The 21518-nt window shown below is 62.2% G+C and carries 18 protein-coding genes; 10 read left to right on the forward strand and 8 right to left on the reverse strand.

Annotated features, from left to right (window positions below):
* Nucleotides 1-3 precede the first annotated feature (3 nt).
* Both ruvB and queA read left to right on the forward strand, forming a co-directional pair.
* Nucleotides 4-1032, forward strand: coding sequence for a Holliday junction branch migration DNA helicase RuvB (gene ruvB / locus KF885_01515; protein MBX3047832.1), 1029 nt, complete (start codon nucleotides 4-6; stop codon nucleotides 1030-1032).
* Nucleotides 1033-1034: 2 nt separating this feature from the next.
* Nucleotides 1035-2045 carry a tRNA preQ1(34) S-adenosylmethionine ribosyltransferase-isomerase QueA gene (queA, locus tag KF885_01520; GenBank protein ID MBX3047833.1) on the forward strand — a complete coding sequence of 337 codons (1011 nt, stop codon included), beginning with the start codon at nucleotides 1035-1037 and terminating at the stop codon, nucleotides 2043-2045.
* Here queA and KF885_01525 read toward each other — a convergent pair.
* The 4 genes from KF885_01525 to KF885_01540 form a co-directional block, all read right to left on the reverse strand.
* Complete coding sequence (locus KF885_01525) at nucleotides 2042-5164, reverse strand: GAF domain-containing protein (protein MBX3047834.1); 3123 nt, start codon at nucleotides 5162-5164, stop codon at nucleotides 2042-2044. The genes queA and KF885_01525 overlap by 4 nt on opposite strands.
* A gap of 169 nt (nucleotides 5165-5333) precedes the next feature.
* A complete protein-coding gene (locus tag KF885_01530; GenBank protein ID MBX3047835.1) occupies nucleotides 5334-5549 on the reverse strand; it encodes a hypothetical protein in 216 nt (71 codons plus the stop codon).
* Between the two features lie 39 nt (nucleotides 5550-5588).
* Entirely contained in the window at nucleotides 5589-5780 is a 192-nt protein-coding gene (locus KF885_01535) for a hypothetical protein (protein MBX3047836.1), read from the reverse strand.
* 142 nt (nucleotides 5781-5922) lie between these two features.
* Nucleotides 5923-9135: a tetratricopeptide repeat protein gene (locus tag KF885_01540; GenBank protein MBX3047837.1), complete on the reverse strand. Its 3213-nt coding sequence runs from the start codon at nucleotides 9133-9135 to the stop codon at nucleotides 5923-5925.
* Nucleotides 9136-9255: 120 nt separating this feature from the next.
* Here KF885_01540 and KF885_01545 point away from each other — a divergent pair, with 120 nt between their 5' ends.
* Entirely contained in the window at nucleotides 9256-10560 is a 1305-nt protein-coding gene (locus KF885_01545; protein ID MBX3047838.1) for a thymidine phosphorylase, read from the forward strand.
* Between the two features lie 53 nt (nucleotides 10561-10613).
* Here KF885_01545 and KF885_01550 read toward each other — a convergent pair whose 3' ends face one another.
* The gene (locus KF885_01550) at nucleotides 10614-11465 is read right to left on the reverse strand and encodes a DegV family protein (GenBank protein MBX3047839.1); all 852 of its coding nucleotides are present in this window, start codon (nucleotides 11463-11465) and stop codon (nucleotides 10614-10616) included.
* 180 nt (nucleotides 11466-11645) lie between these two features.
* Between KF885_01550 and rpsP the strand changes: the two genes are divergently transcribed.
* The 7 genes from rpsP (at nucleotide 11646) to KF885_01585 (ending at nucleotide 19014) form a co-directional block, all read left to right on the forward strand.
* Nucleotides 11646-12263 carry a 30S ribosomal protein S16 gene (gene rpsP / locus KF885_01555; protein MBX3047840.1) on the forward strand — a complete coding sequence of 206 codons (618 nt, stop codon included), beginning with the start codon at nucleotides 11646-11648 and terminating at the stop codon, nucleotides 12261-12263.
* 14 nt (nucleotides 12264-12277) lie between these two features.
* Nucleotides 12278-12514 carry a KH domain-containing protein gene (locus tag KF885_01560; protein MBX3047841.1) on the forward strand — a complete coding sequence of 79 codons (237 nt, stop codon included), beginning with the start codon at nucleotides 12278-12280 and terminating at the stop codon, nucleotides 12512-12514.
* An 83-nt stretch (nucleotides 12515-12597) separates the two neighbouring features.
* A complete protein-coding gene (rimM, locus tag KF885_01565; GenBank protein MBX3047842.1) occupies nucleotides 12598-13107 on the forward strand; it encodes a 16S rRNA processing protein RimM in 510 nt (169 codons plus the stop codon).
* Between the two features lie 62 nt (nucleotides 13108-13169).
* A complete protein-coding gene (dprA, locus tag KF885_01570; protein ID MBX3047843.1) occupies nucleotides 13170-14324 on the forward strand; it encodes a DNA-processing protein DprA in 1155 nt (384 codons plus the stop codon).
* A 1-nt stretch (nucleotide 14325) separates the two neighbouring features.
* Nucleotides 14326-15417 carry a mannose-1-phosphate guanylyltransferase gene (locus KF885_01575; protein MBX3047844.1) on the forward strand — a complete coding sequence of 364 codons (1092 nt, stop codon included), beginning with the start codon at nucleotides 14326-14328 and terminating at the stop codon, nucleotides 15415-15417.
* Nucleotides 15418-15499: 82 nt separating this feature from the next.
* Nucleotides 15500-17797: a type I DNA topoisomerase gene (gene topA / locus KF885_01580; protein MBX3047845.1), complete on the forward strand. Its 2298-nt coding sequence runs from the start codon at nucleotides 15500-15502 to the stop codon at nucleotides 17795-17797.
* Between the two features lie 167 nt (nucleotides 17798-17964).
* Nucleotides 17965-19014 carry a hypothetical protein gene (locus KF885_01585; GenBank protein MBX3047846.1) on the forward strand — a complete coding sequence of 350 codons (1050 nt, stop codon included), beginning with the start codon at nucleotides 17965-17967 and terminating at the stop codon, nucleotides 19012-19014.
* Between the two features lie 30 nt (nucleotides 19015-19044).
* Here the strand turns inward: KF885_01585 and greA are convergent, their stop codons facing one another.
* From greA to KF885_01600, 3 genes are read right to left on the reverse strand one after another with little or no spacing between them, the layout of a single operon-like run.
* A complete protein-coding gene (gene greA / locus KF885_01590) occupies nucleotides 19045-19512 on the reverse strand; it encodes a transcription elongation factor GreA (protein MBX3047847.1) in 468 nt (155 codons plus the stop codon).
* Entirely contained in the window at nucleotides 19509-20657 is a 1149-nt protein-coding gene (locus tag KF885_01595) for a deoxyguanosinetriphosphate triphosphohydrolase (GenBank protein MBX3047848.1), read from the reverse strand. The genes greA and KF885_01595 overlap by 4 nt, the downstream gene beginning before the upstream one ends.
* A gap of 34 nt (nucleotides 20658-20691) precedes the next feature.
* Nucleotides 20692-21489 carry a hypothetical protein gene (locus tag KF885_01600; GenBank protein MBX3047849.1) on the reverse strand — a complete coding sequence of 266 codons (798 nt, stop codon included), beginning with the start codon at nucleotides 21487-21489 and terminating at the stop codon, nucleotides 20692-20694.
* Nucleotides 21490-21518 lie beyond the last annotated feature (29 nt).

Raw genomic sequence — 21518 nt, forward strand, 5'->3', positions numbered from 1 at the left:
GCGATGAACCCTGGCCAACCTCGCCTGGTGGACCCCCAACCGCGCAGCGATGACAAACTGGAACCGGCCCTCAGGCCGCGCGCCCTCAACGAGTTGATCGGCCAGGACAAGGTGCGCGAGAATTTAAGCATCTTGCTGGCCGCCGCCAAACAACGGGAAGAAGTGCTGGACCATGTGCTTTTTTACGGCCCGCCTGGTTTGGGCAAAACCACCCTGGCTCACATTCTGGCCAATGAAATGGGCGTCAACATCAAAGTCACCTCCGGCCCGGCCATCGAACGCCAGGGCGACCTGGCCGCCATCCTCAGCAATATGAATTCGGGCGATGTGCTTTTCGTGGATGAGATTCACCGCCTGGGCAAAGCCGTGGAAGAAGTGCTTTACCCGGCGATGGAAGATTTCTCGCTGGACATCGTGATCGGCAAGGGGCCGGCGGCGCGCGCCATCCGGCTCAAGCTGCCGCGCTTCACGGTAATCGGCGCCACCACGCGCCTGGCGCTGCTGACCGCGCCGCTGCGCGCCCGCTTTGGCGCCACTTTCCGTTTGGACTACTATGAGCCGGCCGCCATCCAAGCCATTTTGCAACGCGCCGCCGCCCAGCTGGGCAGCCCGGCTGACGAAGCCGGGCTGGCGCTGCTGGCCGGCCGCTCGCGCGGCACGCCGCGGGTGGCGCTGCGCATGCTGCGCCGGGTGCGCGACTTCGCCGAGGTGCGCGCCGACGGCGCCATCACGGCAGAGGTGGCGCATGCGGCGCTGGACCTGCTGGAAGTTGACGCGCTCGGCCTGGACGATATGGACCGCCGCGTACTGAGCACCATCATCCAAAAGTTTGGCGGCGGCCCGGTGGGACTAAACACCATCGCCGCCTCGATCAGTGAGGAACCGGACACGATCATGGACGTGGTGGAGCCTTACCTGATGCAGCTGGGCTTTATCGAGCGCCGGGCCCAGGGGCGCATGGCCACCCGGCGGGCCTATGAACACCTGGGCCTGCCCTACACGGGCACAGACAACGCCCCCACCCTGTTCTGAGCTTGAAAACCGCGGATTTCGACTATATCTTGCCGCCGGAACGGATCGCCCAGCACCCGGTCGAGCCGCGCGACGCGGCGCGCCTGCTGGTGCTGGAGCGCTCCAGCGGCCAGCGCACGCACACTACTTTTGCCCATTTGCTGGACTACTTGAAGCCTGGCGACCTGCTGGTAATGAACCGCAGCCGGGTGGTGCCGGCCCGCATTGCGGCGCATAAACTGCCCGGCGGCGGCAAAGCCGAGCTGCTGCTGCTGGAGCGCGTGGACGAGCTGCACTGGAAGGCCCTGGTGGGCGGCAAGGGACTCGGCCCCGGCAAGCAGCTCCAGCTGCCCAACCGCATTGTGGCGACCGTCGAACAAGACCTGGGCGGGGCGCAGCGCTTGGTGGCTTTCAGCCAGCCGCTGGATGCGGACCTGCCCGATCTGGGCGTGATGCCGCTGCCGCCTTATATTCACGCCCCGCTGGCCGACCCGGCCCGTTACCAAACCGTGTACGCGCAGGAATCCGGCTCCGCGGCAGCGCCCACGGCTGGCCTGCACTTCACGCCAGAACTGCTGGATGCGCTGCGCGCCAAAGGCGTGGGCACGGCCAGCGTGCTGCTGCATGTGGGGCTGGACACGTTTGCGCCGGTGACGGAAGAGAACGCCGAAGAGCATGTCATCCACACCGAGTGGTGCCAGCTGAGCGCCGAAACTGCCGCACAGATCACGGCGGCCAAGCAAGCCGGGGGGCGTGTGGTGGCGGTGGGTACCACCTCCGTGCGCACGCTGGAGACGGCGGCGCGGGGCGGCCGCCTGGCGGCCTACCAGGGCCGCAGCGATCTGTTCATTCGACCGGGATACGATTTCCAAATTGTGGATGCGATGCTGACCAATTTCCACCTGCCGCGTTCCACCCTGCTGATGCTGGTCAGCGCCTTTGCCGGGCGCGAGTTGATCCTGCAGACCTACCAAGAGGCCATCGCCCAAGAATATCGTTTTTATTCTTTTGGGGATGCGATGCTGATCTTCTAAACAGCCTGGACTTGTATGACCTTCAAAAAGGCCTGCACCACTTGCGGGTCGAACTGCGTGCCACTGTGCGCCACGAGCTCGGCAATGGCTTCTTCATGGCCCATTGACTTGCGATAGACACGATCATCGGTCATGGCGACATAGGCATCAGCCACGCTGATAATGCGCGCAATACGGGGGATCTGCTCCCCCTTGAGTTCATCCGGGTAGCCGCGGCCATCGTAACGTTCCTGATGGGCTCGAATGATGGGAGCAACACCTTCGAGGTATTTGACACCTTCCACGATGTGGGCGCCGATCTCCGGGTGGCGGCGCATGATGGCCGTCTCATCCGGGGTCAGATCGCCGGGCTTGCGCAAAATCTCATCCGGCACGCCAATCTTGCCAATGTCGTGCAGCAAGCCGGCCCAAAGAATATCGAGCTGTTCGTCCGATGTGCAGCCCAATTCCTGGCCGGTCAGCACAGCCAGGTCGGCCAACCGGCGGCTGTGTCCGCTGGTGTAGCTGTCACGCACATCAATGGCGCTGGCCAGGGCAGTCACCGTCTGCACATAAGCTTCCTGGGCGTCTTCGAAGAGGCGCGCATTCTCCAGGGCAATGGCGGCGTGGGCGGCGAAGACAGAGACCAGCTGGGCATCCTTGTGGGTGAACTGATTTTCCTGGTAGCCATCCACCGTCAGCATACCAATGCAGCGCCCGCGCGCCACCAGCGGCGCGCCGATCCACGACACGATATTTTCGATGCCCGGCATGACGATCCACTCCGGCTGCTGGTGGACGTTGCCATGCAGGATGGTTTCGTGGTCGAAGATGATCGGATGCATTAGCCGGTTTTCTTCCAGGGGAATTTCCATGCCGAGCAAGCTCTCATCCAAGGCGCCGGCCAAAGCCTGTAACTTGAGATGCCCATTTTCTCTGATCTGGATGGAGGCGCTCTCAAAGGGCACGACCTGATTGAGCTGCTCGAGGATCAGGTTCAAGACCTTGGCCCGGTCGGTCTCGCTGTTGAGGATGGCGGCCACTTCACGCAGGGTTTCCGCCTGCTGGCGCTGGGCACGCTCAGAGCCGAACAGGCGCAGTTTCTCGATGGCATTGGCCAACTGGTTGGCAATCGTCTCCATCAGGCGCAAATCACGGTCACTAAAAGCATCCAGCTGGGCGCTCTCGGCATTGATCACGCCGATGACCCGCTGGCTGTTGTTCAGCAGCGGCACGCACAATTCAGAGCGCATGCTGCTGCTGACATTCAGGTAATTGGGCTCTTTGCGCACGTCGGGAACCCGCCAGGACGTGCCGCTGCTGGCGACCTTGCCGACCACACCCTGCGACAGGTGGACCCGGCGGCGCTTGATCTCGTCTGAAATACCGCGATAGCTGCGGTTGACGGTCAGATGCTCACCGTTGGGCTCCAGCATCAGGAAACCAAACTGGTCAGGATAGACGCTGTCGCCAATCACTTCCGTGGCGCGTTCGAGCAGCTCTTCTTCGCTCTTGGCGTTTAGCGCCGCCTGGCTAATCGAGTGCAGTACGGTCAATTCTTGCAGTTGTCGTCTTGTGGAATCGAAAAGATCGATGCCTTCCAAGGCCACCGAGATCTGTTCGCACAGCGTGGTCAGGGCGCCCACTTCGTAAGAGTCGAAAGCGTTAGGTTGGTCGCTTTCAATATTCAGCAGGGCGACCACGCGTTTGTAGATCTTGATCGGAATGACCAGCTCGGACTGGATGGCTTCATGCCCGTCCACCAGCAGGTAGCCGGCTCGCTGGTGGACGTTGTTGACCACAATAGGTTTACCGGTAGCCGCCGCCTCGCCCAGCAGGCCGACCCCAAAAGGCTGGCGGTAGCCGCCCCGGGCCTTCATCAGCGGGGTGAAGCTGCCGGCAGCTTGAGCCACTCTGTATTCCCGGCTGGTCTCGTCCACCAAGGCTATGTCGGTGGAGGTGTACTGCATGTCTGTGTTCAAGCGCTCGACAACGATCTGGAACAGCTTATCGGTGTCCAGCACGCCGCTCATTTCCCCGGTGAGCTTGTTAAGCACACTGAGTTGGCGGGCGCGGCGTTCTTCGGCGGCGGCGGTGCGCAGCCGCTCAATGCCGCCGGCCAGTTGGCCCGCAAAGGTAAGCAAAATACGTTCATCTTTTTCGCTGAAATGATCGGCCTTTTGGCTTTCGGCGTTGATCACCCCTATCACGCGGTCGCCAATCTTCATGGGCACACACAGCTCAGAAAGGGTCTGGGTGTCGTACCCCAGATAATTCTTCAGTTTGCGTACATCAGCCACTCGCTGCGCTTTGCCGGTTTTGGCTACCTGGCCGGTGACGCCCTGGCCCAACTCAATCACATTCTGGTGGATGGCGTCTTCACTCTGATAAGAGGGATGGATCTGCAAACGGTTTTCCGTCTGGTCCAGCATGATCACGCCGAAGTTGTCGGGATACAAACTATCCCGGATGAGGTCTGTGGCGCGGACAATAAGTTGGTCTTCATCCGTGGCTTCAGTGGCCGCCGTGGATACCTGGTAGAGGATGCTGAGTTCCTGCAACTGGCGGTTGGTGGCTTCAAAGAGGTGGGCGTTCTCTACAGCCACGGCAGCCTGGTGGCAGAGGGTCTGCGCCAGGTAGATCTCCCGGTCGCTAAACTCTCGTGACAGGCGGGTCTCATGCAGCTCCACCACGCCCACCAGGCGGTTCTGCGCCACCAGGGGCAGCAGCAGTAAAGCGTGCACGCCGGCTTTTTTCAGCGCCTGTTTTTCCTTGCGAGATAAGCCCGTGTTCGCCTGGCTTTTTTGGATGGCGCCGCGCTGCTCTGAGACAGGGATGCCCAGTTTGTCGGCCAGCGTATAGTGGGTCCCCTGCCGGTCAGGCACGGGGATGCCGGGGTTGGTGTAACGCAGCTTAACCTGCAAAGCTTCCGTATTGGGGTGCCATTCAGAGAACAGGCAGACGGGCACATCAATTAAGCGGGTCAGCTGTTGGGCGATAATTTGCAGAACTTTGTCAACTTCCAGGTTGGAAGCGATGCCCGCGCCGGCGATAGCCAGGGCGGCCAATTCTTCGACATACTGCAATTCAACGTTCGAAGCAGAGTCTTCGCGAAGTTGGTCAGTGGGGCGTAATTTCATGCTGTTCGCGTCAACAACAGGCAGCTTTATTCGGGTTAGCGTGGCCATCGTCGCTCTCTACTTGCCAGGAAAACCACTGGGGCCTTTTAAAAACCACAAGCGAGGGTGAGAACCTTACCCTCGCTCTAAGGTCTAATGGGCCAAAAGGCCGAGTATGAGTCCCAAAAAATTAGGCGGCTACCACATTCGGCTGGATCAGACCGCTCAGATGACGGATAAATTGATCCAGATCCATCGCTTGAATGGACATCACAGCCGCGACTTCTTCCTCATTCAACTCGAAAGCACGCAGGTGATCCTTGACTTCGCCATTGAGCAGGGCCGCTTTGAATTCGTTGTCCAACAAGGCTTGGGTAGCGATTGCGTTCAATTTTAGCTTGGACATAATTTCCTCGTACGCTTTCTTAACTATGAAAATGCAAAATTAGTGAGCGCTGGGGCCGGTGCCGATGCCGCCACCGCGGGGCTGGTTGAACAGCGGACCAGTGCCAATACCACCGCCACGCGGCTGATTGAACAGCGGGCCAGTGCCAATGCCACCGCCACGCGGCTGGTTGAACAAGGGGCCGGTGCCGATGCCGCCACCACGCGGTTGGTTCATGTGAATGTTAGTCATTTGTCTTCCTCCGAAGTTTGTTTGTGTTTTTGATATGCCGGATGATAGAAGATGCCCTATGAACGTAGGTATGAGCAGGTTTCATGCCATTAAAAAACAAAAAACCGCCGGGGGGCGGTTTTTTCTCGAGCATGCGGCTGTCTCAGACCTTGATGGACAGCTGCTGATAGTAGGCGTGCAACTCTGGCAGGGGTTCCGCGTTCAGTTCCTCACGCAGCAAGGCACGATATTTTTTGAAGTGAGCGATGGCGGTGGAGGGGGAGCCAGCCAGGGCCATGCAGTGCATCAAGGCCAGGTGGACATCGTCGCGATATGGATCGATCTTGAGGATCTTTTCGAACAAGAGCTTGGCTTCGCGATACTGCTTGTTATCTTTTTCGGCGGCGGCCAGCTCCATCAGGGCATCCAAATAGCGGCTGCGCAATTCTTCGCGGCGGCGGTCTGACCAATCCATGTAAGTGTCGAGCAGGTAATGGTCGTTGTACAAGTCCAGGGCGCGGCGCAGCATCTCGATCCGCTCCAGCTTGGAACGGTTGGGCTGGCCGGCCTGGGTCAACAAGTCTTCAAACTGCGCCACGTCATACCAGACCTGGAATGAGGGATGCAGCGCGTACTGCTCATTTTCAAAGGTGATGGCATCTTTGGAGCCAAGTGCCTGGCGCACGCGCCACAGGGTGGCGTGAAAGTTGCTGCTGATCTTGCCAGAACTGAAGTCCGGCCAGAACTCCAGGCCGATGGCGTCTTTGCGTACGCTGCCCTTGTCCAGAATAAAGAAGAACAAGGCGCGCGCCCGGCTGGAGCGCCACACAGCCCCGGGGATGACCTGGCCATTTTGGCGAATTTCCCCAAGGCCGAAAGCTTTCACCTCCAACAGAGCCGGTTGAATATCTTCGATCTGCGGCTTGCTCTCCAAGGCTGCTTTGCCAGTGGCAAAGCGGGCCAGACGGTCCAACAACGTTTGCACCTGGCCGGCGGCGCCGTTCTTGGACAAGAACTGGACAAACTCCGGGTGAAAGCGCAAAACGGGCACCATGAACTGGTCAAAGCCCAGACGCGCCGATCCTTCCAGCGCCCGGTGCAAATACTTTTTGGCGGCGCGCTCATTGCCGGTATAGAAGCTGGTGCGGGCAGCCAGCAGCGCCGCCAACACCTGTGACTGCTTGGGCAACTTGGTCTTGGGCCAGTCTGCCAGCACTTTGTCAAATTCCGCCATTGCCAGCGGCTCTTGCCCCATTTCGGCATAGACGTAGCCGAGTTCCGCCAGGTACTCGGTTTCATCAATGCCGGCGCCCGCCGCTTTGCGCAGCCACTTCATCGACTCGTTGTAGCGGCCTTCTTTGCGCTCGAAGCGGCCAAGCGCCAGGTAGGTGCCGGAAAGCTCGGGCAGCTCTTCTTGGTCGAGTGACAAGGCCTGGTCCAGCAGGGATTTGGCCTCTTGCAGTTCATCGACATCCAACAACAACTCGGCCTGGCCATTGAGGATCGAAATTTGCACCGGCGCCTGCCCGGCGATCTGGGCATGCTCCAAGGCCAGTCGGTACTCACGCCAGGCCAAGGCATACTCACCCACCTGGTGATGCAGATAGCCAATGTTGTTGCGCGCCGAGGCCAGTGCGCCGAGATTGCTGCGGATCTCCACATGAATATCGAGTGTTTCCTGGAAGGCTTTCTGCGCCTCCAGCATGCGGCCCTGGGCCAGTTCGATCAGGCCCAGGTCATTCAGGCACTCGGCCAGGTCGTAGGCAAACTGTGTGCGGTTTGGCGTGTCTTCCAAGGCCAGCTGACGCAGACCCGCCGCGGCGGTTTCCAAACTGGCCACGGCCAAATCCACGCGGCCCTGATAATAGAGCGGCACCGCTTTGAGGCGTTCCGCCTGAAGCCATTTCTGGCGGCTCTCGGGCTTTTGCGATTTCTTATCTAACAGACCCTGGGCTTCTTCTGCCAGAGCCAAGGCTTGTTTGTGTTTGCCGGTCAGGCGCAGGATCATGCCGCGGGTAACAATGGCGTTAACGTAAGCATCGGTGTCGCTCTCGGCCAGGATCGGCTCTGCCATCTCCAGCAGCTTCAAAGAGGCGGCATAGGCACCCTGGTTGCCCAGGATCTTTGCCTGGTAGAGCAAGAGGTGCGGTGCCAGGGTGCGCTGGTCCGGCGCTTTCTTGAGGCCATCCACCCAGCGGCTGAGCAGCATCTGGCGGCCTGAGGTGTAGAAATCCACCGCCACCTGGTCCATCCAGCGGGCGGCCTCAGGCCGCTCGCCGGAAGCCAGCTTGTGGGCGATAGCCCCTTCCCAGTCACGGCGCTGGTGGTGCCAGTCTGCAGCGCGCCTGTGCAGGCTCTTGAAACGCGCTTTGTGGTGGCGTTCAAAATAGTCCTGCAGAAATTCGGCGAACAACTGATGGTAGCGGTAACTGGGGCCCTCCGAAGTTTCGGTGCGGCTGACAAACAGATTGCGCTCCTCGAGGGAACGCAGAAAATTGGCCGAATCTTCTATCTCTAGAACATAGTTGCACAGGGCTTCATTGAAGTCGCCCAGCACCGAAGTGGCCAGCATAAAATCGCGCAGGTCCTCGGCCAGGCGGTTGACCACTTCTTCAGCCAGGTAGTTGTAGATGTGTTCGACCTTGCCGGTCAGCGAGGGCAGGACCCCGTTTTCCATGGTGCGCAGGGCCAGCAAGATGGCCACGATCCAGCCATCGGCCCGCTCGGCAAACTCCCGGGCCTGCTCATCGCTGAGCTTGACATGGTGGTTCTGCAAAACCAGTTTTTGCAGCTCGTCCGCCCGGAAGCGCAGTTCGTCCGGGCTGATGGTGACCAGTTCGTCACGAATGTAGAGGCTGGCGGTTGGGATGCCATAGACGCTGCGCGAGCCGATCAGGATGCGCAGACGGTCTGGCAGGTTTTCCAGCAGGTTCTCAATGAAGTCAACAATGTGCTGGTTTTCGCCCGCCAAATGGTAGTCGTCCAAGATCAGCAGGGAGAAGTCTTGTACCTTTTGCTCGACTTCATTAATGAAGTCGATGGCCAGGCTGCCGGCGTCTGGCTGGCCGCCCAGAGAGACCAGTTTTTCTTCCAGCTCTTCGCCAAACCCATCCACCTGCTGCTGAAAAGAAGCCACCAAATGGCGCACAAACTGCACCAGGTCATTGTCCTCGGCGGCGATACGGTACCAAAAGACCAACGCATCCACGTCGGAGGCAAAATCTACCAGTAGTGTGGTTTTTCCATAGCCCGCGGGGGCCGAGACGAAGGTCAGCTTGCGATGCAGATTCTGGTGGAGCACGTCAATTAGACGCACACGGCGCAAAACATCTTTGCGCCGTTGCGGTGGACGTACTTTGGTCAGCAGAATGGCCATACGATGGGCAATAAACTGCAATCCTTCCAATCTAGGTCATCGTAGTCTATTGCGAGTGGCGCGGCTTTGTCAAGCCGCTGAGCGCAAAACTAATGAAACTGCCTGAATTATAATTTTTGCATGCGTGCTACAGACATCATCATTAAAAAGCGTGACAAACAAGAATTAACCCCTGAAGAGATCCGCTTCTTCATTAAAGGATACACGGATGGCAGCATCGCCGACTATCAGGTGGCTGCCTGGGCCATGGCGGTACTGCTGAATGGCATGAACGCGGCCGAGACCACTGAGCTGACCCTGGCGATGGCCCGATCCGGCGAAACGCTGGACCTGAGCGGCGTGGTGGACCTGGCCCTGGACAAGCATTCCACCGGCGGTGTAGGCGACAAGACCACGCTGGTGGTGGAACCGGTGCTGGCCGCCTGCGGCTGCCGGGTGGGCAAAATGTCCGGGCGCGGCCTGGGCTTTAGCGGCGGCACGCTGGACAAGATGGAGTCGATCCCCGGCTACCGCACTGACCTGAGCCGGGAAGAGTTCCTGCAGCAGCTGAAAGATGTGGGGCTGGTGCTCACCGGGCAAACTGGCGACCTGGCCCCGGCCGACGGCAAGCTGTACGCGCTGCGGGACGTCAGCGGCACGGTGGACTCGCCAGCCCTGATCGCGGCCTCGATCATGAGCAAGAAGATCGCCGCCGGCGCGCAGCGCATTGTGCTGGATGTGAAGGTGGGCCTGGGAGCTTTCATGACCAATCTGGACGATGCTCGGGCGCTGGCCGAGATGATGGTGGCGATTGGCGCCCAGGCCGGCCGCAAAACGGTAGCGCTGCTCTCCGACATGAACCAACCCCTGGGCCACGCGGTGGGCAATGCGCTGGAAGTGAAAGAAGCGCTGGACACGCTGCGCGGCGGTGGGCCTGCCGACTTCCGCGAGCATGCCCTGGAAGTGGCGGCGCATTTGCTGGTGCTGGCCGGAGTGGAAAGTGACCTGCCCGCCGCGCGCCAGCGGGCGGCGGCCAGCCTGGCGGACGGCAGTGCGCTGGAGCGCTTCCGCACGCTGGTAGCCGCCCAGGGCGGTGATGCCAGCTATGTGGACGACCCAGACAAACTGCCGAGCGCGGCGCTGATCGAAGAAGTGCCGGCCCCGCGCAGTGGCTATTTGCAGACCATTCACGCCCGCGAGGTGGGCGAGAGCGCCGTAGAATTAGGCGCCGGCCGCGCCCAGAAGGGCGAACCGATCGACCATAGTGTCGGTTTTGTGATCCATCACAAAGTGGGCGACCAGGTGCAGGCGGGGCAGCCGCTGTTCAGCGTACACGCCGGTGATGCGGCCAAGCTGGCCGCCGCCAAAGCGCGCGTGCTGGCGGCGCATCACTGGAGTGATGCGCCGGTGGAGCCGTTGCCGCTGTTTTACGGGACGATCGAATAACGAAAACTGGCGACCCTTGGTCGCCAGTTTTTATTTCGCTTGAACCTGTGTGCTTACTCGATGCCAGCCAGGAAGGCCACGCCGAGGGTGCCGGGGCCGGTGTGGGTGCCTACAGCCGGGCTCACATCGGTGATGGCGGCTTCCAGCGGCTTGAAGCGATCCTTCACCTCAGCCAGCAAGGCTTCGGCATCGGCCTGGGCATTGGCGTGCAGCACGGCAATGCGCACGGGGCCGCGCCCGCCGATGCGTTCCTCGGCCAGCTCGACCATGCGCTTGACGGCTTTGCCCTTGGTGCGCACGCGCTCCACGGGCTGCAGCTTACCCTCGACCACTTCAAGGATCGGCTTCATGTTAAGCGCCGTGCCCAGGAAGCGCTGCGCGCCGCCGATGCGGCCGCCGCGGTGCAGGAATTCCAGCGTGTCCACCATCAGCATCACGCCGGTGTTGTCCCGGGCGGCTTCGGCGATCTTGACGCATTCCGCTAGCGACTTACCGGCTTTGGCGGCCGCGGCGGCTCGCAGCAGGGGCCAGCCAGTGCCCATCGAGGCGGAACGGCCATCGATCACTTCCACCTTCACGCCCGAAGCCATTTCCTTACCCTGCAAAGCAGAGGCGATCGTCCCGGAAAAAGCGGAGGACACAAAGATACCCAGAACATCGAAGCCCTTCTTGCCCAGCTCTTCAAACTTCTCTTTGAAGGCTGCGGGGGTGGGCTGCGATGTGGTGGGGGATTTGGTGGAGGCGGCCAGGCGTTCGTAAAATTCCTTGGGCTGGATATCTACACCGTCGTACATTTCTTGGTCTCCCCAAATGATCAAAGCGGGGACGACATGGATTTCGTGACCCTTGCTGAGCTCTTTGGGGATATAGGTCGTGCTGTCTGTAACAATCGCGATCTTAGCCATAGATTCTCCTCGTCAGGCGGTGTGACGGCCTATTAAAACACAGAACAATAAGGCAGTTTGCGGCAAAACTTCACGCAACGCAGCTACCCTTGACCGCTCCAGACTAGCAAGCTACAATCACACGCTGTTTCCAAGTACAATAGGGCAGCGTTAATCACTGAATAGGAGTATTTTCAGCACATGGTTCGTATCCGATTGCGCCGAGTAGGCGGCAAAAAGCAGGCCACTTTCCGTATCGTGGCGGCTGACAAAGAAAGCCCCCGAGACGGCCGCTTCATTGAAATCCTTGGCTTTTATAACCCGCGCACTGAGCCGGCCACAATTAGCTTGAAGGAAGACCGCATTTATCATTGGATTGGCAATGGCGCCGTCCCCAGCGATTCCGCCAGCCAGATCTTCCAGACCGCTGGCTTGCTGGCGCGCTTTGAGCGCTACAAAGCCGGTGAGGGCCTGGAAGCCCTGCTGGCCGAGGCTGAAGCAGCCGACAAGACCCGCAACGCCAACACCAAGACCCGCCGCCCGGCTCCCCCAGCCGGCAGTTCCAAGCGCAAGCAGGCCGCCCGCGACGCAGCTGCGGCGGCCGCCGCCGAAGCCGCCAAGGCTCAGGCGGAGGCCCCTGCTGCAGCCCCGGCGGCGGAAGAAGCCGCACCGGTGGCAGAAGCTGAGGCCCCAGCGGCTGAGGCCGCCCCGGCTGAAGAAGCTGAAGCCCCCGCCGCCGAAGAAACCCCGGCTGAGGCTGAAGCCCCGGCAGCTGAAGAAACCCCTGCTGAGGACACCCCGGCCGAAGCCGCCGAATAAGCCCGGTTCATACAATGAAGGAACTCATCGAGTACGTAGCCCGTTCGCTGGTGGATGACCCGACCCAGGTGCATGTTCACGAGCGCAAAAAAGGCGACAGCGCAGAGATCTCGCTGCAGGTCGCCAAAGAAGACATGGGCCGCGTAATCGGACGCAATGGGCGGGTGGCCAATGCCATCCGCACCCTACTGCAGGTCTCGGCCAGCCGGGATGGCAAGCGCGCCTTCTTGCGTATCTCCGAACCCCAGTGAGCAGCCCCCGCCGGCGCCAAGCCGCCAAACGCAAACAGCACCATACAGGCTCGCCCGTACCCAGCGAGCCTGTATTTGTATGCGTGGCCGTACTGCGCCGCCCGCATGGGTTGCGGGGCGAAGTGGTGGTCAGCCTGGAAACCGACTTCCCTGAGCGCCTGCAAACCGGCACGCGCTTGTTCCTGAGTGAAGATTACACCCCGATAACCATTGCCAGCCGCCGCCCGCATGCGGATGGGCTGCTGCTCTCCTTTGTAGAATTTCCCACTCACGAAGCGGTGCAGCCTTTCCGCAACGAACCGCTCTTCGTATCCATAGAGGATCGCCCACCCCTGCCGGCAGGCGAGTATTACCATCACGAACTGCTCGGCATGGATGTGCTCGACAAGGGCGGCGAAAGCCTGGGCCAGTTGGCAGACATCCTGGTGACTGGCGCCAACGATGTGTACCTGGTGCGGGCGGCCGACGGCGAGGAGATCCTGCTGCCGGCCATCCCCCAGGTGATCCTTGGCGTGGATACGGCCGCCAGGCAAATGCGCGTGCATCTGCTGCCTGGCCTGCGCCAACCCAAGAAACCCAACCCAGACGGCTAACCTTTACGCAACCCGCACAACCAGCTACACTGCCCACAGTCGTTGACAGGCGTTAAAGGGCTATGGTATTCTCGGCCCGCTTTGCCCTGGGGGCGGCTGCTATGGATGAAAAGACCTACTGGCTGGCATTGAACCGCATATCCGGCATTGGCGCGGTGCGCTTCCGGGCCTTGCTGGACGCCTTCGGCAGCGCGGCGGCGGCCTGGGCGGCCAGCCCCAGCGAGCTGAAGGCCGCCGGGCTTAGCCCGGCGGCTGTAGAGCGGCTGCTTGAGGCGCGCAGCGCTGCAGACTTAGCCAACCTGCCTGCAGAACTGGAACAGCACGGCCTGCAAGCCCTGACCTGGGACGAACCGGGCTATCCGCGCAAACTGCGTGAACTGGAGCAGGCGCCGCCGGTCTTGTATGTGCGCGGTACGCTGCAGCCTGAGGATGAGTGGGCCGTTGCGATCGTGGGCACCCGCCAGGTGACTGCCTACGGCCGGCAGGTGGCGGCGGATTTGGCCGCCTTCCTGGCGCGCAACGGCTTGACGGTGGTGAGTGGCCTGGCGCGCGGCGTGGACGCCGTAGCCCACCAGGCGGCTCTCGAAGCCGGCGGCCGCACCCTGGCGGTGATGGCGCACGGCCTGGAGCGGGTCTACCCGCCGGAGCACCGCAAACTGGCCCAGGAGATCTGCGGCCGCGGAGCGCTGCTCAGCGACTATGCGGTGGGCACACCGCCGGACAGCGCCAATTTCCCGCCGCGCAACCGCATCATCTCCGGCCTGTCGCTGGCGGTAGTGGTGGTGGAGGCCGGCCAGCGCAGCGGCGCGCTGATCACGGCCGGTTTTGCCGCCGAGCAAGGCCGGGAAGTTTTTGCGGTGCCGGGTAATATTCACGCTCCGCAAAGCGCCGGTACAAACTTTCTGATCCAGCGCGGCGCCCACCCTCTGCTGCGCTTCGAGGAACTGTTGGAAGTATTGAACTTGGAAATGATGACTGCTCACCAAACCGCCGCGGCGGCCCTGCCAGCCGACCCTACCGAGGCGCGCCTGTACACGCTCTTGGGCAAAGAGCCGCGGCATCTGAACGAGCTGGGCGCCCAGGCCGGTCTGCCGATCGAACAGGTGTCGGCGACCCTGGCCCTGATGGAACTGAAGGGACTGGTGCGCCAGGTGGGCGGCATGAGCTACGTGGTGCGCGAGAGCCAAGCCGCCTACCAAACCGGGAGCCTGCCCTAGCATGCCCAACAATTATTACGCCGTGATCATGGCCGGGGGCGGGGGTACCCGGCTGTGGCCGCTCTCGCGCCAGGCGACGCCCAAGCAAATGCTGCCGCTGATCGCAGACAGCACCTTGTTCCAAACCGCCCTCAAACGCCTGCAGCGCGTATTTTCCCCGGAGCATATTCTGGTGGTGACCAACCAGCAGCAAGCCGCACGCCTGCAGGAGCAAGCCCCAGAGCTGAAACCAGAAAACTTCCTGCTGGAACCGCAGCCGCGCGGCACGGCCGCAGCCATCGGCCTGGCGGCCGCCTACCTGCAGGCGCGTGACCCCGGCGCCGTCATGGCCGTGCTGACCGCCGACCATTACATCGGCAACGAAGCCGAGTTTGAGCGCTACCTGCTGGCCGCCCGCCAGCTGGCGGAACAGGGCCACCTGGTGACCCTGGGCATTGAACCCAGCTACGCCGCCACGCAGTTCGGCTACATTCAGCTGGGGGCGGCGCTGGCCAAAGTGGACGGCTACACGGCCTACACAGCGCAGCGCTTCAAAGAGAAACCGGCCGCGGCCGAGGCGGAGGCCATGTTGGCCGAAGGCGGTTATGCCTGGAATTCAGGCATGTTCATCTGGCAGGTGGCGCGCATTTGGCAGGAGTTCCAGCGCCACATGCCGGAACTGCACGAGGCGCTGGAAAAGATCTCGGCAGCCTGGAACCAGGCGGACTTTGCGACTGTGTTGGCGCATGAGTGGCCGCGCATCGCCGCCCAGACGATAGACTACGGCGTGATGGAACAGGCCGCGGATGTGGCTGTGATCCCCGCCCGGGATATGGCCTGGAACGATGTTGGCTCGTGGAGTTCACTGTTCGAGGTGCTGGAGGTGGATGCCAGCGGCAACCTGGTGCTCAGCGAGCGGCACTTGGATATTGACAGCCGCAACGTATTGATCCACAGCAATGGCCAGGAGCGCATGGTGGTCACCGTGGGGGTGGAAAACATGGTGGTGGTGGACACCGGCGACGTCTTGCTGATCTGCTCCAAAGAGCGTGCGCAGGACCTGCGCAAAGTGATCGAGTTATTAAAGGAAAAGGGCCTGCAACAATATCTATAGCAGGCCGTTAACTACAAATAGATTTCACCCAGAGGTAGGAAACTTGGAAGCGTATTGCGTTAAGTGCAAAACCAAACGAGAGATGCAGAACCCGGCGCCGGAATACACCAAAAGCGGCGCCCCGGGCACGCGCGGCACCTGCCCGGTGTGCGGCACCACGCTGTTCCGCATGGGCAGCACCCCGGCACATGAAGGGCTGAGCGCCCCGCCGCGCCCGACCAAAGAGGAACGCGCGGCGGCCAAACGCAAGGGCAAGCTGGTGATCGTCGAGTCGCCGGCCAAGGCCCGCACTGTGGGCCGTTACCTGGGTAACGGCTACAAGGTGCAGGCCTCGGTAGGGCATGTACGCGACCTGTTGCGCTCGCAACTCTCGGTGGATGTAGACAACGACTTCGCCCCCAAGTACCGCGTGCCGAACGAGAAACGCCCGGTGGTCAAGGAACTCAAAAAGCAGGCGGCCCAGGTCGAAGAAATTTACCTGGCAACCGACCCCGACCGCGAGGGCGAGGCGATCGCCTGGCACCTGCTGGAAGCCGCCGAGATCGAACCCGAGCGGGTCAAACGCGTGGTCTTCCATGAGATCACCAAACCGGCCATTGAAGAAGCCTTCAACCACCCGCGCGACATCAACATGTCGCTGGTGGACGCCCAACAAGCCCGCCGCATCCTGGACCGCCTGGTGGGCTACAACCTAAGCCCGATCCTGTGGACCAAGGTGCGCAACCGGCTCTCGGCGGGCCGGGTGCAGTCGGTGGCGCTGCGCCTGATCGTGGAGCGCGAGCGCGAGATCGACGCCTTTGTGCCGGTGGAATACTGGTCGATCGAGGCCGAGCTGCAGCCAGAAGGCAGCCGGAACACCTTCATCGCCAAACTGGCCGAAGTGGACGGCGCCGAACCTGAGATGGGCGCGCAAGCCCAGGTGCAGCCGCTGCTGGACGATATGCAGACGGCCCGCTACCTGATCAACGAGATCAAGCGCGGCCAGCGCCGCCGCAAAGCGCCAGCGCCCTTCACCACCAGCACCATGCAGCAAGAGGCCTCGCGCAAGCTGGGCTACACCGCCAAGCGCACCATGGCCATCGCCCAGCAGCTCTACGAGGGCATTGACCTGGGCGAAGGCGAGAACACCGGCCTGATCACCTATATGCGTACGGATTCGACCAGCATCTCTGCGAGCGCCCAACAGGAAGCGCGTGACTACATCACCAAAGTGCACGGCGCCAGCTACATCCCCGACGAGGCGCCAGTCTACAAGACACGCGCCAAAGGCGCCCAAGAGGCGCATGAGGCCGTACGCCCCACTTCGGTGCTGCGCACCCCCAGCGCGATCAAGGACCACCTGAGCCGCGACCAATACCGCCTGTACCAGCTGATCTGGCAGCGTTTCCTGGCCTCGCAGATGAACCCGGCGGTGTACGACACCGTCTCGGTGCGAGTGCGCGGCGAAGGGGAGGCGCACCAGTACCTGCTGCGCGCTTCCGGCTCGATCTTGCAGTTCCCCGGCTACCTGGCCGTCTATGAAGAAACGCTGGAAGAGGGCACTAAGGGCGAAGGCGAGGCGGACACCAAAATTCCACCCGACCTGGCCGAGGGCCAACTGCAAAAGCTCGTAGAGCTTTTGCCAGTACAGCACTTCACCCAGCCGCCGCCGCGCTTCAGCGACGCCACGCTGATCAAGACCCTGGAAGAGTTCGGCATTGGCCGGCCTTCCACTTATGCGCCCACGCTGAACACCCTGCAGCAGCGCGGCTATATTGTGCGTGAAGACCGCCGCCTGATCCCGACTGAGACCGGTCTGCTGGTGAATGACCTGATCACCGAACACTTTCCCGACATTGTGAACTACCAGTTCACGGCGGAGATGGAAGAAGACCTGGACAAGATCGCCTCCGGCGAAGAGCCGTGGGTCAAAGTGATCCGCGACTTCTACGAGCCGTTCTCGGAGGTGGTTGAGCGCGCCAAGGCGGAAATGCCGGAGAGCAAGGCCGGGCCTGAGTATGTGGGCCGCCAGTGCCCCACCTGCCAGCAGGGCCAGCTGATCATCCGCTGGGGGCGCTATGGCAAGTTCATCGGCTGCGAGCGCTTCCCAGACTGCCGCCACACGGAACCGTGGCTGGAGAAGATCGGCGTGACCTGCCCGGTGGACGGCGGCGAAATCGTCGAGCGGCGCACCCGCAAGGGACGCATTTTCTTCGGCTGCGCCAATTACCCGGAGTGCGAGTTCACTTCGTGGAAGCGGCCGCTGCCGACGCCCTGCCCCAGCTGCGGCGGAACATTGGTGATCGCCAATAAGCAATTCGCCCAGTGCCTGGCCTGCGAAACCCAATTCCCGCTGGACGATGTGCAGCCGGAAGAGGCGCCCGCAGCAGCCGAGGGTTGACAGTCCGCAGTTAACACATAAAAGCAGGTTCGAGCTGTGAAGTTAGAAGGATGAAGTGCCTACACTTCATCCCTTTGAATTTTCATCCCCGGCCTTTCTCCCTGGCACGCAAGTTGCACTTTTGCTCTTGCTACTCTAGAATCACGCGGACAGGAGTTTTTGACATTATGCGAATCGACAACGGGACGATCACCGTCCTGGGACGTGAAATCAACATCTCGGCCTTGAGCCAGCCGCGCACGCTGGCGGCAGTGGCTTTCGCCGCAGGCCTGATCGTGGGCCTGGTGGTGCTGGGCTGGTGGCTCTTCCCGGTGAACTGGACGGACGCCTCCGTGGCGGACCTGCGGGCAGACCTGCGCGCCGATTACTTGCGCGCCGCGATCGACTCTTACACCTTGGAGCCGAATGACGCCCTGGCACGCCAGCGCCTGGGCGCACTGGGCGAATTCGCCGACGAGACGATGGCGGCAGTGGCCGCCGCCCCCGGCGGACAGAATATCGAAAGCCTGGCGCGTTTCCAAGCGCTGCTGGGCGTGACGACCCCATCCACCGGCGGCAGCCCAAGCACGAGCGGAGCCGGCAGCACAACGTCGGCCGAACCGCTGTTCGGCAGCGGCACGCTGCTGACCACACTGTGCGGCATCACGCTGTTCGTGGGGCTGACCCTGGCCGTGGTGTATATCTCGCGCAACCGGCGCAGGCAGGGACCGGCTGGGCCGCTCAGCCCGTTGAGCGACAAGAACACACCGGCCGCCCCGCCCCACTACGAAGAGGCCGGCGAAGACAGCCCGCCGCTTTCCCAGTGGATGACGACTTACGTGCTGGGCGACGACCTGTATGACGACTCGTTCAGCATCGATTCGACCGCGGGCGACTTCATGGGCGAATGCGGGGTGAGTATTTCGGAAGCGATCGGCGTGGGCAGCCCCAAGCGAGTGAGCGCCTTTGAAGTCTGGCTGTTCGACAAGAATGATGTGCACACGGTGACCAAGGTGCTGATGAGCACGCACCTGTTCCGCGACGATGCCTCCCGCCAGCGCCTGGCGACCAAGGGCGACCCGCTGCTGGCCACCCCCGGCGCCGAGACGGTGCTGGAGACGGCCACGCTGCAGATGGTGGCGCGCGTGGTGGATATGCAGTACGGCGAAGGCCCGCTGCCGGAGGAGAGTTTCTTCGAGCGGGTGACGCTGGAACTGGCGGTGTGGTCTAAGGTCTGATTGCTGACCGCAGACTGCTGATTACTGAGCTTATTCGACGCTGACGATCTCGAAGAGCAGTTTGCCGGCGGGCGTTTCGGCTTCCACGGTTTCGCCAGCTTTATGCCCCAGCAGGGCACGGCCAATCGGTGATTCGTTGGAGATCTTGCCGTTGCGCGGGTCGGCCTCGGCGGCGCCGACCAGGAAGTACTTGCTGGGCTCTCGACCCTTTTCTTTGATGACCACTACCGAGCCGACGCCAATCGAGCCGTCGGCCGAACCTTCGCGGGTGATGATGTTGGCGCGCCCCAGCAGGGCTTCCAGTTCCTGGATGCGACCTTCCAAAAAAGCCTGGTCTTCCTTGGCCTTGGAATAGTCGGCGTTCTCAGACAGATCGCCCTGCTGAATGGCTTCGCGCAGGCGGGCGGCCAGTTCGCTGCGCTGGGGGCCTTTGAGGTCCTCCAGCTCGGCACGCAGTTTGGCGGCGCCTTCTTCGGTTAAGTAATGTTCATCGCTCATGGCAAACTCTGTGGGTTAAACAATTTCTCGTGTTCCTGAACGGCGTAGCGGTCGGTCATGCCCGCCAGATAGTCACATACGGTGCGCTGCAGGCCGCGGGTTTCGACATAGGCCTGGTATTCATAGGGCAACATGCTGGGCTCCTTTTCGTAAGCCTGGAAGATCTCGGTGAGCACGTTGCGGGCTTTGACCGCCATGCGCACGACGCGCGGGTGGCGGTACATATTCTTGTAGAGGAAATCTTTGAGCGGCTTGTTGCGCGCGTGCATGGCCTCGCTGTAGCCGATCACGTTGTGCTCCAGTTTTTGGATGTCGTGGGCGCTTTGAGCGCCGCTGGCATCGATGCGAGACTGGGTCGCAGCGACCACATCGCTGACCAGCAAGCCCACCAAGCGGCGGATCAGCCGGTGGCGGGTGAGGTCGTTCAGGTCCTGGCCGTCCCAGCCGATGCTGTCCAGCATCAGCTTCCACATCTCCAGCCCCGCCAGGCCGGCGGGGGTCACCAAGCCGGAGCGCAGGCCATCGTCCAGGTCGTGGGTGGTGTAGGCCAGCTCATCGGCCACATTGGCGATCTGCGCCTCGAGGTTGCCGCGCAGTTCCGGGTCGTATTGCGAGGCGTCGGAGACATCATATTCGGTCTCGTGCTTGACCATGCCCTCGCGCACTTCCCAGGTCAGGTTGAGGCCGGGGAAATCCGGGTAACGCTGTTCCAGCTCGGTGACGATGCGCAGAGACTGGCGGTTGTGGTCGAAGCCGCCGTGGTCCTTCATCAGCTCGTTGAGGGTGTGCTCGCCGGAGTGGCCGAAGGCGGCGTGGCCCAGATCATGGGCCAGGCAGATGGCCTCGACCAGGTCTTCATTGGCGCCCAGGGCGCGGGCGATGGTGCGGCCGATCTGGGCCACTTCCAGGGTGTGCGTGAGGCGCGTGCGGAAGTAGTCGCCCTCGAAGTTGATGAAGACCTGGGTCTTGTACTCCAGACGACGGAAGGCGGTGGTGTGGATGATGCGGTCCCGGTCGCGCTGGAAGCGCGTGCGGTACTGTGGCTCATCATCCGGGTACTGGCGGCCCTGGCTGTCGCGGCTGCGCGCGCCCCAAGGGGCGAGCAGCTGCTCTTCCTGAGCTTCCAATTGTTCACGAGTGATCATGGGAACTCCAGTGTAATGGAGCGCCAGACGGGTGTCAAACCTTGAAAAGCCGCGTGCCCAGCGGCTCGCCAGCCAGCACCTGGGCCAGGTTGCCCGGGCGCAGGCCGGAGAAGATGCGGATCTCGCAGTCCGGCAAGGCGTCCAACAGAGGGAACATGGCGCCAACCTTGCCGGCCATGCCGCCGGTGACGTCCGCTCCGGCCGCCGCGCCGGCGCCCATGGAGGCCCTATCCGCGGCACTCAACTCCGGCAGCAGGCGAGCGTCTACGCCGCCGTAGCCGGCGTAGACGCCGTCTTCGTCGCCCGCCAGCAGGATGCGGGACGGCTGCAGCAGCGGGGCCAGATAGACGAAGACATCCTCGGTGGAGGCGATGGTGCCGCCCCACTCCGCATCGAAAACCACGTCGCCATAGACCACCGGCAGCAGCCCGGCATCCAGGGCGGCCTGCAGCGGGCCGCTCTGCCAGGCCGCCAGGTGGCCGGCCTGGGCCTGGCCGGCGGCGGAGGGCGGGAAGGCGATGGCGGGCAGGCCGGCCTTGGCCAAGGCATCCATCACCAGGCGGTTCAGCGCGCCGGCCTGCCGCCAGACCTCAACGAACCCCAACCAATCGGCCGGGTTGCGCACGCCGGCGCGAGTATTGTGCTGCTTGGCGGGCACATGGCCGAAAGAGCCGGAGCCGTGGCCCAGCAGCAAACGCAGGTCGGGGTTGGCGCGGCGGGCGGCGGCGATCTCGCCGGCAGCGCGCTGGATGACCTCGGGCCGCGAGGTCGCAGGCTGGTCCTTGTGGGTCAGCAGCGAACCGCCGAGTTTAAGGAAGGTGATGGGCTGCACAGGCTTACTATACCGCTTGACAGTTGCCC

This window comes from Anaerolineales bacterium (assembly GCA_019637805.1).
Taxonomy (GTDB): Bacteria; Chloroflexota; Anaerolineae; order Anaerolineales; family UBA11579; genus JAMCZK01.